This is a genomic window from Stutzerimonas kunmingensis (assembly GCF_014764705.1).
Classification (GTDB): domain Bacteria; phylum Pseudomonadota; class Gammaproteobacteria; order Pseudomonadales; family Pseudomonadaceae; genus Stutzerimonas.
This window is the reverse complement of record NZ_JACXXG010000002.1, coordinates 102,770-115,435: the sequence shown is the minus strand read 5'-3', so window position 1 is coordinate 115,435 and position 12,666 is coordinate 102,770. Positions and strand designations below refer to the sequence as shown.

The 12,666-nt window shown below is 64.1% G+C and carries 13 protein-coding genes; 7 read left to right on the top strand and 6 right to left on the bottom strand.

The window, feature by feature from the left end:
- The first annotated feature begins 174 nt into the window (after positions 1–174).
- From IEG05_RS02335 to IEG05_RS02315, 5 genes are read left to right on the top strand one after another with little or no spacing between them, the layout of a single operon-like run.
- Positions 175–1,380 (top strand): ABC transporter substrate-binding protein, encoded by a 1,206-nt coding sequence (locus tag IEG05_RS02335; RefSeq protein ID WP_191121599.1) that lies wholly within the window; start codon positions 175–177, stop codon positions 1,378–1,380.
- Positions 1,381–1,382: 2 nt separating this feature from the next.
- Positions 1,383–2,189, top strand: coding sequence for an ABC transporter ATP-binding protein (locus IEG05_RS02330; RefSeq protein WP_376781361.1), 807 nt, complete (start codon positions 1,383–1,385; stop codon positions 2,187–2,189).
- Positions 2,182–2,886 carry an ABC transporter ATP-binding protein gene (locus tag IEG05_RS02325; RefSeq protein WP_191121598.1) on the top strand — a complete coding sequence of 235 codons (705 nt, stop codon included), beginning with the start codon at positions 2,182–2,184 and terminating at the stop codon, positions 2,884–2,886. The genes IEG05_RS02330 and IEG05_RS02325 overlap by 8 nt, the downstream gene beginning before the upstream one ends.
- Positions 2,886–3,773 carry a branched-chain amino acid ABC transporter permease gene (locus tag IEG05_RS02320; protein ID WP_013981555.1) on the top strand — a complete coding sequence of 296 codons (888 nt, stop codon included), beginning with the start codon at positions 2,886–2,888 and terminating at the stop codon, positions 3,771–3,773. The genes IEG05_RS02325 and IEG05_RS02320 overlap by 1 nt, the downstream gene beginning before the upstream one ends.
- The gene (locus IEG05_RS02315) at positions 3,773–4,759 is read left to right on the top strand and encodes a branched-chain amino acid ABC transporter permease (protein ID WP_191121597.1); all 987 of its coding nucleotides are present in this window, start codon (positions 3,773–3,775) and stop codon (positions 4,757–4,759) included. The genes IEG05_RS02320 and IEG05_RS02315 overlap by 1 nt, the downstream gene beginning before the upstream one ends.
- Before the next feature lie 12 nt (positions 4,760–4,771).
- On the opposite strand, the gene IEG05_RS02310 is transcribed toward IEG05_RS02315, so the two are convergent.
- The 4 genes from IEG05_RS02310 to IEG05_RS02295 all read right to left on the bottom strand — a co-directional run bounded on the left by IEG05_RS02310 (position 4,772) and on the right by IEG05_RS02295 (position 8,126).
- On the bottom strand, positions 4,772–5,545 hold the full coding sequence (locus IEG05_RS02310) for a ParA family protein (protein WP_046618450.1): 774 nt from the start codon (positions 5,543–5,545) through the stop codon (positions 4,772–4,774).
- A gap of 87 nt (positions 5,546–5,632) precedes the next feature.
- The gene (locus IEG05_RS02305; RefSeq protein ID WP_191121596.1) at positions 5,633–6,427 is read right to left on the bottom strand and encodes a thymidylate synthase; all 795 of its coding nucleotides are present in this window, start codon (positions 6,425–6,427) and stop codon (positions 5,633–5,635) included.
- Positions 6,428–6,532: 105 nt separating this feature from the next.
- Positions 6,533–7,333 carry a prolipoprotein diacylglyceryl transferase gene (gene lgt, locus IEG05_RS02300; RefSeq protein WP_042927847.1) on the bottom strand — a complete coding sequence of 267 codons (801 nt, stop codon included), beginning with the start codon at positions 7,331–7,333 and terminating at the stop codon, positions 6,533–6,535.
- 10 nt (positions 7,334–7,343) lie between these two features.
- Complete coding sequence (locus IEG05_RS02295) at positions 7,344–8,126, bottom strand: sulfite exporter TauE/SafE family protein (RefSeq protein ID WP_014821844.1); 783 nt, start codon at positions 8,124–8,126, stop codon at positions 7,344–7,346.
- 146 nt (positions 8,127–8,272) lie between these two features.
- Here IEG05_RS02295 and IEG05_RS02290 point away from each other — a divergent pair, with 146 nt between their 5' ends.
- Positions 8,273–9,028, top strand: coding sequence for an NRDE family protein (locus IEG05_RS02290; RefSeq protein ID WP_191121595.1), 756 nt, complete (start codon positions 8,273–8,275; stop codon positions 9,026–9,028).
- 19 nt (positions 9,029–9,047) lie between these two features.
- On the opposite strand, the gene ptsP is transcribed toward IEG05_RS02290, so the two are convergent.
- Both ptsP and IEG05_RS02280 read right to left on the bottom strand, forming a co-directional pair.
- Entirely contained in the window at positions 9,048–11,318 is a 2,271-nt protein-coding gene (ptsP, locus tag IEG05_RS02285; RefSeq protein ID WP_191121594.1) for a phosphoenolpyruvate--protein phosphotransferase, read from the bottom strand.
- Positions 11,319–11,342: 24 nt separating this feature from the next.
- The gene (locus IEG05_RS02280; protein ID WP_015278517.1) at positions 11,343–11,822 is read right to left on the bottom strand and encodes an RNA pyrophosphohydrolase; all 480 of its coding nucleotides are present in this window, start codon (positions 11,820–11,822) and stop codon (positions 11,343–11,345) included.
- Between the two features lie 183 nt (positions 11,823–12,005).
- Here IEG05_RS02280 and IEG05_RS02275 point away from each other — a divergent pair, with 183 nt between their 5' ends.
- Complete coding sequence (locus tag IEG05_RS02275) at positions 12,006–12,659, top strand: histidinol-phosphatase (protein ID WP_191121593.1); 654 nt, start codon at positions 12,006–12,008, stop codon at positions 12,657–12,659.
- Positions 12,660–12,666: the final 7 nt, after the last annotated feature.

The window sequence follows — 12,666 nt, the reverse complement described above, 5'->3', positions numbered from 1 at the left end:
CGCACGAGTGCGTTCGCCGTGCGTGCATCAATGCCTGGCCGCTGCATTCAGCCCGCCGGCGATCCACGGCATTGCGCGCCTGACCGCCTGCCCAGATTTCCCCTAACCCGCCCATACGGACCGCTTCGCATGGGGCGAGCCCGTATGCCGAGCAAACCGTGCAAGGAGATACGCATGAAGCTTTCAGCAATCGCAGCGGCAACCCTGACGGCAGTGGCCGCCGTACCCGCCTCGGCCGAGATTTCCGACGGCAAGGTGAAGATCGGCATCCTCAACGACCAGTCCGGCGTGTATGCCGATTTCGGCGGCAAGTGGTCGTTCGAGGCAGCGAAGATGGCTGCCGAGGACTTCGGCGGCAAGGTACTCGATGCCCCCATCGAGATCGTGACCGCCGATCACCAGAACAAGCCGGACATTGCCTCCAACATCTCGCGGCAGTGGTACGACCGCGAGCAGGTCGACTCGATCATGGAGCTGACCACGTCCTCGGTGGCGCTGGCGGTACAGGGCATTTCCAAGAGCAAGAAGAAGATTAACCTGGTGACCGGCGCCGCCACCACGGAGCTGACCGGCAAGCAGTGCTCACCCTATGGATTCCACTGGGCCTATGACACCCATGCGCTGGCGGTCGGCACTGGCGGCGCACTGGTTTCCCAGGGTGGCGACAGCTGGTATTTCCTCACCGCCGACTACGCCTTCGGCTACTCGCTGGAAGAGCAGACCGGCAAGTTCGTCAAATCCAAGGGCGGCGAAATCAAGGGCGCGGTACGCCATCCGCTGGCGGGCACCGATTACTCGTCGTTCCTGCTGCAGGCGCAATCCTCCGGTGCCAAGGTCATCGGCCTGGCCAACGCCGGCCTGGACACAGCCAACAGCATCAAGCAGGCCGCCGAGTTCGGCATCGTCGCCGGCGGACAGCGCCTCGCCGCGCTGCTCTTCACCCTCGCCGAAGTGCACGGCCTGGGCCTCGACGCCGCCCAGGGCCTGACCCTGACCGAAAGTTTCTACTGGGACCGCGACGACAAATCCCGCGAGTTCGGCGAACGCTTCTTCAAGCGCACCGGGCGCATGCCGAACATGGTCCACGCCGGCACCTACTCCGGCGTCATGCAGTACCTCAAGGCGATCGAGAAGGCCGGCACCGACGCCACCGAGCCGGTCGCCAAGGCGATGCACGAGATGCCGGTGGACGATGTCTTCGCGCGCAACGCCAAGGTCGGTGCCAACGGCCGGCTGATCAGCGACGTCTACCTGATGGAGGTGAAGAAGCCCGAAGAGAGCAAGCGCGAGTGGGACTACTACAAGGTGCTGGCGACCGTGCCGGGCAACGAGGCCTACATCGATCCGGCCGAGAGTGGCTGTGATCTGGTCGGGCAGTGAGCATGGCGGAAGTGCAAGGTCTGGACGCCGACGGTTCGGCCGCCGGCACAGCCACGGGCTCGCCGGTGATGCTCTCTGCCCGCGGCCTGCGCAAGGAGTTCGGCGGCTTCGTCGCGGTGAACGATGTCGATCTGGACGTGCGCCATGCACGGGTGCACGCCCTGATCGGTCCCAACGGCGCTGGCAAGACCACGGTGTTCAACCTGCTGACCAAGTTCCTGCAGCCCACCAGCGGAACCATTTGCCTGCTCGACCATGACATCACCCGCACCGACCCGGCCAAGGTGGCACGCATGGGGCTGGTGCGCTCGTTCCAGATCTCGGCGGTATTCCCGCACCTCTCCGTGCTGGACAACGTGCGCGTCGCGCTGCAGCGGCCGGGCGGGCTGGCCACGCAGTTCTGGCTGCCGATGCGCTCGCTCAACCGCCTCAACGAGCGCGCCATGCAGCTGATCGAGTCGGTCGGCCTGGCCGACAAGCGCAACGAGCTGGCGGCTGATCTCTCCTACGGTCGCAAACGCGTACTGGAGATCGCCACCACCCTGGCGCTGGAGCCCAAGGTATTGCTGCTGGACGAGCCCATGGCCGGCATGGGCCACGAAGACGTGCATGTGGTGGCAGAGATCATCCGCGAGGTCGCCACCCAGCGCGCGGTGCTGATGGTCGAGCACAACCTCAAGGTGGTCGCTGACCTCTGCCATCAGGTGACCGTGTTGCAGCGCGGAGAAATCCTTACCTCCGGCGACTACCGCACGGTCAGCCAGGACGAGCGCGTGCGCGTGGCCTACATGGGGACCGACGATGACTGAACCCTTGCTCAGCGTGCGCGACCTCAACGCCTGGTATGGCGAAAGCCATGCCCTGCACGGCATCGACCTCGACGTGCACCAGGGCGAGACGGTAACCCTGCTTGGCCGCAACGGCGTCGGCAAGACCACCGCGTTGCGCTCGATCGTCGGCATCATCCGCAAGCGCAGCGGCAGCATCCGCTTCGACGGCAAGGACATGCTGCGAGTGCCGCTGCACCGCACCGCCCGCCACGGCATCGGTTATGTACCGGAAGAACGCGGCATCTTTTCCACCCTGACGGTTGAGGAGAACCTCACCCTGCCGCCAGTGATCGCCAAGGGCGGCATGACCCTGGCCGAGATCTACCAGCTGTTCCCCAACCTCGAGGAACGCCGCAAGAGCCCCGGCACCAAGCTATCCGGTGGTGAGCAGCAGATGCTGGCGATGGCGCGCATCCTGCGCACCGGCGCCAAGCTGCTGCTGCTCGACGAACCCACCGAAGGCCTGGCGCCGGTGATCATCCAGCGCATCGGCGAGGTGCTGCAGACACTTAAGCAGCGCGGCATGACCATCCTGCTGGTGGAACAGAACTTCCGCTTCGCCAGCAAGGTGGCCGACCGCTTCTATGTAGTCGATCACGGCAAGGTCATCGATTCGTTCGACGTCGCCGATCTGTCCGGCCGCATGACCATGCTCAACGAAGCCCTGGGGGTCTGATGACGACGATTTTCGATGTGCCGATCCAGGCGTTCCTCGGCCAGCTCTTGATCGGCCTGATCAACGGCTCGTTCTACGCCATGCTCAGCCTGGGCCTGGCGATCATCTTCGGCATGCTGAAGATCATCAACTTCGCCCACGGCGCGCAATACATGATCGGCGCCTTCGCCGGCTATCTGCTGCTGGCGACCCTCGGCATCGGCTACTGGCCGGCGCTGATCCTCGCGCCGATCATCGTCGGCCTGTGCAGCGCGGTGATCGAGCGCCTCGCGCTATCGCGGCTATACAACCTCGACCACCTCTACAGCCTGCTCTTCACCTTCGGCCTGGCGCTCGCCCTGGAAGGCGCGTTTCGCTACTTCTATGGCTCCTCCGGGCAGCCCTACGCCGTGCCGAAAGAACTGGCCGGTGGCTACAACCTGGGCTTCATGTTCCTCCCCAAGTACCGCGCCTGGGTCGTGCTGGCCTCCCTGGTGATCTGCATCGCCAGCTGGCTGCTGATTGAGAAGACCAAGCTCGGCGCCTACCTGCGTGCCGCCACGGAAAACCCGACGCTGGTGCGCACCTTCGGCATCAACGTGCCGCTGCTGCTGACCTTCACCTACGGCATGGGCGCAGCGCTGGCCGGCCTGGCCGGCATGCTCGCCGCGCCGATCTACCAGGTCAGCCCGCTGATGGGCTCGAACCTGATCATCGTGGTGTTCGCGGTGGTGGTGGTCGGCGGCATGGGCTCGATTCTCGGCGCCATCATCACCGGCTACATGCTGGGCATTCTCGAGGGGCTGACCAAGGTGTTCTATCCGGAGGCTTCCAACATCGTGATCTTCGTGATCATGGCGATTGTGCTGCTGGTGCGCCCGGCCGGCCTGATGGGGAGGGACGCCTGATGAACAGCCAGGTGAACGTCACGCCGACCACCAAACGCCCGCTGCTGCGCCTGGAGACCGTGCTGATCCTGATCGGCGTGGTCGCGCTGGCGCTGGCACCGTTCTACTTCTACCCGATCTTCCTGATGAAGGTGCTGTGCTTCGCCCTCTTCGCCTGCGCCTTCAACCTGCTGCTCGGCTACACCGGCATCCTCTCCTTCGGCCACGCGGCATTCTTCGGCGGCGCGGCGTATTTCACCGCCCACGCGGTGAAGGAATGGGGGCTGCCACCGGAGTTGGGCATTCTCGTCGGCGTCGCCGGCGCGGCGTTTCTCGGGCTGATCATCGGCTTCCTGGCGATCCGCCGGCAGGGCATCTACTCGACGATGATCACCCTGGCGCTGTCGCAGATGTTCTTTTTCTTCTGCCTGCAAGCTCCGTTCACCCATGGTGAGGACGGCATTCAGAACGTTCCACGTGGGCACCTGCTCGGCTTCATCGATCTGCAGGAGCCGCTGTACATGTACTTCTTCGTGCTCACGGTGTTTCTCGCCGGGATGCTGCTGATCTGGCGCGTGATCAACTCGCCGTACGGCATGATCCTGCGCTCGATCCGCGAGAACGAGAACCGTGCCATTTCCCTGGGCTATTCGGTGTCGCGCTACAAGCTCGGCGCCTTCGTCATGTCCGCTGCCTTGGCCGGACTGGCTGGCGGACTGAAGGCGCTGGTGTTCCAGTTCGCCACGCTGACCGACGTCAGCTGGCAGATGTCCGGCGAGGTGGTGCTGATGACCCTGCTTGGCGGCATCGGTACGTTGGTCGGTCCGATCTTCGGCGCCGCGCTGGTGACCAGCCTGGGCAACTACTTCGCCACCTCGGAGCTACCGGTGACGCTGGTCACCGGCATCATCTTCATGGTCTGCGTACTGGTGTTCCGCCGCGGGATGATCGGCGAACTCTATGCCTCGCGGCTGGGCAAGAAGCTGGAGCGGCGTGCCGAGGACTGAAGCCGAACCGACTCAGCCGTTCGCTTCGAGCCGCTCATGCAGTTCGACGAACTGCTGGCTCAGCTTGTGCCGCGGATCCAGGTAAACCAGCGGCGTGCAGGCCTGGTGCGACTCGCGCATCTTCACCGAACTCATCAGGTAGACCGGTAGCACCGGAAGACCCTCGCTCAGCAGTTCATCGATCATTTGCTGCGGTAGCGCGGCACGCGGCTGGAACTGATTGACCACGATGCCCTCGACCTCGAGCGTATCGTTGTGGTCTTCCTTCATCTCCTCGATCTCGTCGAGCAGGCTGTACAGCGCCTGGCGGGAAAAGCTGTCGCAGTCGAAGGGAATCAGGCAGCGATCAGCTGCGATAAGCGCAGAGACCGTATAAAAATTCAGCGCCGGCGGGGTGTCGAGGTAAATCCGGTCATAGTCCTCGGCAAGACCGTCGAGCAATTTTCGCAGCTTGTTGATCTTGTGCTTGGCCTCCAGCTTGGGCTGCAGGTCGGCCAGCTCTGCCGTCGCGCTGATCAAATGCAAATTGTCGAAGGCCGTTTCTAGAATGGGCGGGCGCGCCTTCTTGCCAGCGGTACCGCCGGCGAGAATCTGCTTGAAGAAATCGGCGATGCCGGTGGGAATGTCATCGCCGGTCAGCCCGGTCAGGTAATGCGTGGAGTTGGCCTGGGCGTCCAGATCTACCAGCAGCGTGCGGTAGCCCTGCGATGCACTGACCGCTGCCAGGTTGCAGGCGATGCTCGACTTGCCGACACCGCCCTTCTGATTGAACACGACCCTGCGCATGATTCGCCTCCCGACAGTCCCTGAGCGGTCGAGTCTATACGGCAAATGTGACAATCGGGTTATCCACGACGGCAAAACCGACCAAAGTCAGACGGCTACGGGTGCCTTGATGTGCGGATGCGCTTCGTAGCCAACCAGTTCGAAGTCCTCGAAGCGGAAGGCGAACAGGTCCTTCACGTCCGGATTGAGCTTCATGGTCGGCAGCGGCAGCGGCTCGCGGGTCAGTTGCAGGTCGGCCTGCTCCAGGTGATTGGCGTACAGATGACAGTCGCCGCCGCTCCAGATGAACTCGCCCGGTTGCAGGTCGCAGACCTGCGCCACCATCAGCGTCAGCAGCGCATAGCTTGCGATGTTGAACGGCACGCCGAGGAAGATATCCGCCGAGCGCTGGTACAGCTGGCAGCTGAGCTTGCCGTCGGCGACGTAGAACTGGAACAGCGCGTGGCACGGCGGCAACGCCATCTGCTCGACCAGCGCCGGGTTCCAGGCCGAAACGATCAGGCGGCGCGAATCCGGGTTCTTCCTGATCATCGCCAGCAGGTTGGCGATCTGGTCGATGGATTCACCGTTCGGCGCCGGCCAGGAGCGCCACTGGTAGCCATAGACCGGGCCCAGCTCGCCGTTCTCGTCGGCCCACTCGTCCCAGATGCGCACGCCGTTTTCCTTCAGGTACTTGATGTTGGTGTCGCCCTGAAGAAACCACAGCAGCTCGTGGATGATGGATTTGAGGTGGCACTTCTTGGTGGTGACCAGCGGAAAGCCTTCGGCCAGGTCGAAGCGCATCTGATGGCCAAACACGCTGTAGGTGCCGGTGCCGGTACGATCGGTCTTGAAGGTGCCGTGTTCGCGCACGTGGCGCATCAGGTCGAGGTACTGTTTCATCGATTGACTCGAAGCAGGCGCCGAAGCGCGGTGAAAAGGCTGCGCGAATAGTAAAAGGCCTGCGCCCCGCTTGTCGCCCTTATGGCGACAGGCAGGGCAACGGAATCAGGCCGGAGCCCGGCCGGCGTCGCGGCGATAGGCCCAGGCGATCATCCCGGCGCCGAGCAGCACCATTGGCACGCAGAGCAGCTGGCCCATGGTCAGCCAGCCGAACGCCAGGTAGCCCAGCTGTGCATCCGGCACACGGACGAATTCGACGATGAAGCGGAAGATGCCGTAGCACACCGCGAACAGTCCGGAGACCGCCATGGTCGGCCGCGGTTTGCGCGAATAGAACCAGAGGATCAGGAACAGCGCGACGCCCTCCAGGGCGAACTGATAGAGCTGCGACGGGTGCCGCGCCAGTTGCTGCGGGTCGGTCGGGAAGACCATCGCCCAGGGCACATCGGTGGCCTTGCCCCACAGCTCGGCGTTGATGAAGTTGCCGATTCGTCCGGCGCCCAGACCGATCGGCACGAACGGCGCGATGAAGTCCATCAGCTCGAAGAAGCTCTTGCCGTTGCGCCGGGCGAAGATCCAGCTGCACAGCAGTACGCCGATCAGTCCTCCGTGGAAGGACATGCCGCCCTTCCAGACCTGCAAAATCAGGCTTGGGTCATTGATGTAGGCAGCCAGATCGTAGAACAGCACATAACCCAGACGGCCACCGACGATAACGCCCATGGCCACCCAGAACACAAGATCGGAGAGTTTGTCCTTCGGCCACTCGGGCGCGAAGCGCTGCACCCGCAGCGAAGCCAGCCACCAGGCGCCGCCGATGCCGATCAGGTACATCAGGCCGTACCAGTGAATCTGCAAGGGGCCGATGGCGATGGCCACCGGATCGATCTGCGGATAGGGCAGCATCCGTTACTCCTCAAACCAGAAAATTGATGCCGACGCTCAGCAGCAGTAGAGCGAACAGCCGTTTCAGAACCTTGGCCGACAAACGATGCGCCAGTTTCGCACCCAGTCTGGCGAAAAACATGCTGGTTGCCGCGATGCCGAGCATGGCCGGCAGATAGACGAAGCCCAGACTCCAGTCGGGCAGTTGCGTTTCGTGCCAGCCGACCACCATGAAACTCAGCGCCCCGGCGATCGCGATCGGCAGGCCGCACGCCGCGGAAGTTGCCACCGCCTGCTGCATCGGCACGCTGCGCCAGGTCAGGTAGGGTACCGACAGCGACCCGCCGCCAATGCCGAAAATCGCCGACGCCCAGCCGATCACCACGCCCACCAGCGACAGCTCGGGCCGTCCCGGCGCCTGGCCGGTGGCCTTGGGCCGCAGGTCGAACCCCATTTGCACCGCCATTGCCAGGGCGAACACACCGATGATCTTCTGCAGCATCGGCCCCTGGATCGCCGCGGCGGTCAGGCTGCCCAGGGCGGCGCCAAGGAGAATGCCAAAGGTCATCCACAGCACCATCGGCCAGCGCACCGCACCTTTGCGGTGATGGGTGAGAATGGAATTGACCGAGGTGAAGACGATGGTAGCCAGGGACGTACCGACGGCCAGATGGGTGAGGATTTCCTGAGAAAATCCCTGGGCGCTGAAACTGAATACCAGCACCGGCACGATGATCAGCCCGCCGCCCACGCCGAACAGCCCGGCCAGCACACCAGCGAAGCCGCCCAGCAGCAGATACAGCAGAAACTCCATGCGCCCCGTCCCGGCGAAACAAAGCGGCATGTTAGCGGAAAATGCGCCCGCCCCGCGCGCCGACGTTGAGCGTGAAAAACCCGGCGGTGGCTCATACGCCGGCCGCGCCTGTACTCTTGGCGGTCCGGACATAGTTTGGCTTTCCCATGTGCCTGATCGTTTTCGCCTGGCGCCCCGGCCACACCCAACCGCTGGTGGTAGCCGCCAACCGCGACGAGTTCCACGCCCGCCCGAGCCTGCCGCTGGGGCACTGGGAGGATGCACCCTGGATCGTCGGCGGTCGCGACCTGCAGGCAGGCGGCACCTGGATGGGCGTCACCACCGGCGGACGCTTCGCCGCACTGACCAACATTCGCGCACCCGGCCAGGTGATCGGCCCACGTTCGCGCGGCGAGCTGCCGGAACAGTACCTGCGCGGAAACTTGCCGCCGGCCGACTACCTCGCCGAGCTGACCGGTCGCTGCGCCGACTACGCCGGCTTCAACCTGCTGGTCGGCGATCGGCAGGCACTCTGGCATCTGAACTCACACCGCGGTGAGGCGACGGAGTTGCAGCCTGGCATCTACGGTCTGTCCAACGCCGGCCTCGACACGCCCTGGCCCAAGCTGAGAAAAGCCCGCGCAGCACTGGCGACCAACCTCGACCCGGCGACTCCTGAGAACCTGCTCGCCCTGCTGGCGGACCCAAGGCCAGCGGCCGAGCATGAACTGCCGCAGACCGGCGTGCCGCTGGAATGGGAAAGGCGGCTGTCGAGCATCTTCATCGCCAGCCCGGAGTACGGCACGCGCGCCAGCACAGCGCTGATCCGTCATGCCGACGGAGCGTTGGACATCCTGGAGCGTAGTTTCGGCCCGGACGGCCCAGTGGGCGAGGTGCGCTACCGCCACCCGCCAACGAGCTGATTGGAGAGCGGCGGGCTGCTCAGACGGCGGACGGGTTGATCAGCTTGCTCAGGCCGAGGTTGCGCAAGGTCAGCTGGACCGTGCTGTGAATGACCTGCGGGCTGTCCAGCAGCATGACCCGCGCCAGCAGCTGCTGAGCAGTATCCATGCTGATCTGACGCAGCAGCCATTTCACCTTGGGCAGGTTGGTGGCGTTCATCGACAGGCTGTCGAAGCCCATCGCCAGCAACAGCATGGCCGCCGCCGGGTCGCCCGCCATCTCGCCGCAGATGCTCACCGGCTTGCCCTCGCCATGGGCTTCCTTGACCACACGCTGCAGCGCTTCGAGCACGGCCGGATGCAGATAGTCGTAGAGATCGGCGACCCGCGGATTGTTGCGATCCACCGCCAGCAGGTACTGCGTGAGGTCGTTCGAGCCGACCGAGATGAAGTCCACCATGCGCGCCAGCTCGCGCGTCAGGTAGACCGCCGCCGGCACTTCGATCATGACGCCGACCGGCGGCATGATCACGTCCAGCCCCTCGTCGCGCACCTCGCACCAGGCACGGTGAATCAGATGCAGCGCCTCTTCCAGTTCGCGGATGCCGGAAATCATCGGCAAGAGGATGCGCAGGTTGTTCAGCCCGGCGCTGGCCTTGAGCATGGCGCGGGTCTGCAGCAGGAAGATCTCGGGGTGGTCGAGGGTGACGCGGATACCGCGCCAGCCGAGGAACGGGTTTTCTTCCTTGATCGGGAAGTACGGCAGGCACTTGTCGCCGCCGATGTCGAGGCTGCGCATGGTTACCGGCAGCGGATGGAAGGCTTCCAGCTGCTCGCGGTAGATCGCCATCTGCTCCTTCTCGCTTGGGAAGCGCTCCTTGATCATGAACGGCACTTCGGTGCGATACAGGCCGACGCCCTCGGCGCCGCGCTCCTGCGCGCGCACCACATCGGCGAGCAGGCCGGTATTCACCCACAGCGGAATGCGATGACCGTCGGTGGTCTCGCACGGCAGCTCGCGCAGCACGTCGAGCCCGGCGGAGAGCTGGCGCTCCTGCTCGGCCAGCACTTCATACTGCTCGCGCAGGACCTTGCCCGGGTTGGTGATGATCTCGCCGCGATAGCCGTCGATGATCAGCTCGATGCCGTCGACCTTGGAATACGGCAGGTCGACCGCGCCCATCACCGTCGGAATGCCCATGGCACGGGCGAGAATGGCGACGTGGGAGTTGCTCGAGCCGAGCACCGAAACCATGCCCACCAGCTTGCCCTCTGGCACCTCGCCGAGCATCGCCGGCGAGAGCTCCTCACTGACCAGAATGGTCTTGTCGGGATAGGTCAGCGTCTGCTGACGCGCCTCCTGCAGGTAGGAAAGCAGGCGCCGGCCGATGTCCTTGACGTCCGATGCGCGCTCGCGGAGGTAGGCGTCGTCCATCATCTCGAAGCGCCGCACGTGCTCGCTGACCACCTGGCGCAGCGCGCCCTGCGCCCACTGGCCGGTACGGATGACCTTGGTCACTTCGCCGCCCAAGGCGGAGTCGTCGAGCATCATCAGGTATACGTCGAACAGCGCGCGCTCTTCCTTACGCATCTGCGTGGCGAGCTTTTCCGAGAGAGTGCGCATGTCGGCGCGCACAGCCTCCAGCGCAGCTTCGAAGAGCGTCAGCTCGGCATCGATGTTGTCGATGTTCTTGTCCGGCACCACATCCAGATCAGCCGGCGGCAGCACCACCACGGCGGTGCCGACGCCGGCGCCTGGCGCACCCGGAATGCCGATGAAGCGGGTTTCCTGGATGCCCTTGCCTTGCCGGCCAAGCCCGCGGATCGAACCGGTCGCCTCGGCATGGGCGATAACACCGGCAAGCTGCGCGCTCATGGTGACGAGGAAGGCTTCTTCACCCTCGTCGAACTGGCGGCGTTCCTTCTGCTGGATGACCAGTACGCCCATCACCCGACGGTGGTGGATGATCGGCGCACCGAGAAAGGAGGCATAGCGTTCCTCGCCGGTTTCGGCGAAGTAGCGATAGCGTGGGTGTTCGGAGGCGTGTTCGAGGTTGAGCGGCTCTTCGCGGGTGCCGACCAGGCCGACCAGGCCTTCGTTGGGCGCCATGCTGACCTTGCCGATGGCGCGCTTGTTGAGGCCTTCGGTGGCCATCAGGACGAAGCGTTCGGTTTCCGGATCGAGCAGATAGACCGAGCAGACCTGGCTACCCATGGCCTCCCTGACTCTCAGCACGATGATGCCCAACGCCGCCTTGAGGTCCTTGGCGGCATTCACTTCCTGGACAATCTTGCGCAGCGTGCCGAGCATGCTCAGAGGCTTTCTCCCCGAATATCAGTCCCGCACCGGTAGACGCGGTGCGAGCTCTTTAAGTGCGCGACGATAGACCTCGCGCTTGAAGGTGACCACCTGTCCCAGCGGATACCAGTAGCTGACCCAGCGCCAGCCATCGAACTCCGGTTTGCCGGTCAGGTCCATGCGTACACGCTCTTCGGCACTGGTCAGGCGCAGCAGGAACCACTTCTGTTTCTGTCCGATGCACAGCGGCTGGCTATGGGTACGCACCAGGCGTTGCGGCAGACGATAGCGCAACCAGCCACGGGTGCAGGCGAGGATCTTCACATCCTGCTCTTCCAGGCCGACTTCTTCGTTGAGTTCGCGAAACAGGGCTTCTTCCGGCGTTTCACGGGCATTGATCCCGCCTTGCGGGAACTGCCAGGCATCCTGATTGATCCGCCTGGCCCACAGCACCTGACCGACATCGTTGGTCAGGATGATGCCGACGTTCGGGCGAAAACCATCGGAGTCGATCACGGCATACAACCTCGCAGACGCATGTCGCGGCATTGTTCCACAAAACCGCGATAAGCCGAAAGCACGGCAAGCCGCCGTTCGGCACGTACCCGCGCGCTCGGCGAGGGGCCGCCCGAGGCTGCGCGCAAGGCGCTGCAACCGGTATGCTTGGGGCTGCCCTGACCATCATCGAGGAAAACATCCGTGCGCCTGGCTCTATTCGATCTCGACAACACCCTGCTGGCCGGTGACAGCGACCACGCCTGGGGCGAATACCTCTGCCAGCGCGGCATCGTCGATCCGACCCAGTACAAGGCGCGCAACGACGCCTTCTATCAGGATTACCTGGCCGGCAATCTCGACGTGCACGCCTATCAGAATTTCTGCCAGGAACTGCTCGGCCGCAGCGAGATGGTGCAGCTGCAGCAGTGGCACGACGAATTCATGCAGGATTTCATCGAGCCCATCGTGCTGAGCAAGGGCGAGGCCCTGCTACGCCAGCATCTGGAGGCGGGCGACAAGGTGGTGATCATCACCGCCACCAATCGCTTCATCACCGGGCCGATCGCTGCACGCCTGGGCGTCGATACCCTGCTGGCGACCGAATGCGAGATGCGTGACGGGCGCTACACCGGTCGTCTAACCGACATCCCCTGCTTCCAGGAAGGCAAGGTCCAGCGCATCGAGCGCTGGCTGGCGGAAACCGAGCAGACTCTCGAAGACGCCTATTTCTACAGCGACTCACGCAACGACCTGCCGCTGCTGCAGCGCGTCCCTCACCCAGTGGCGGTGGATCCGGACCCGGTGCTGCGCGACTTCGCCACCGAACGTGGCTGGCAGATCATCTCGCTGCGCTGAGCCAGCG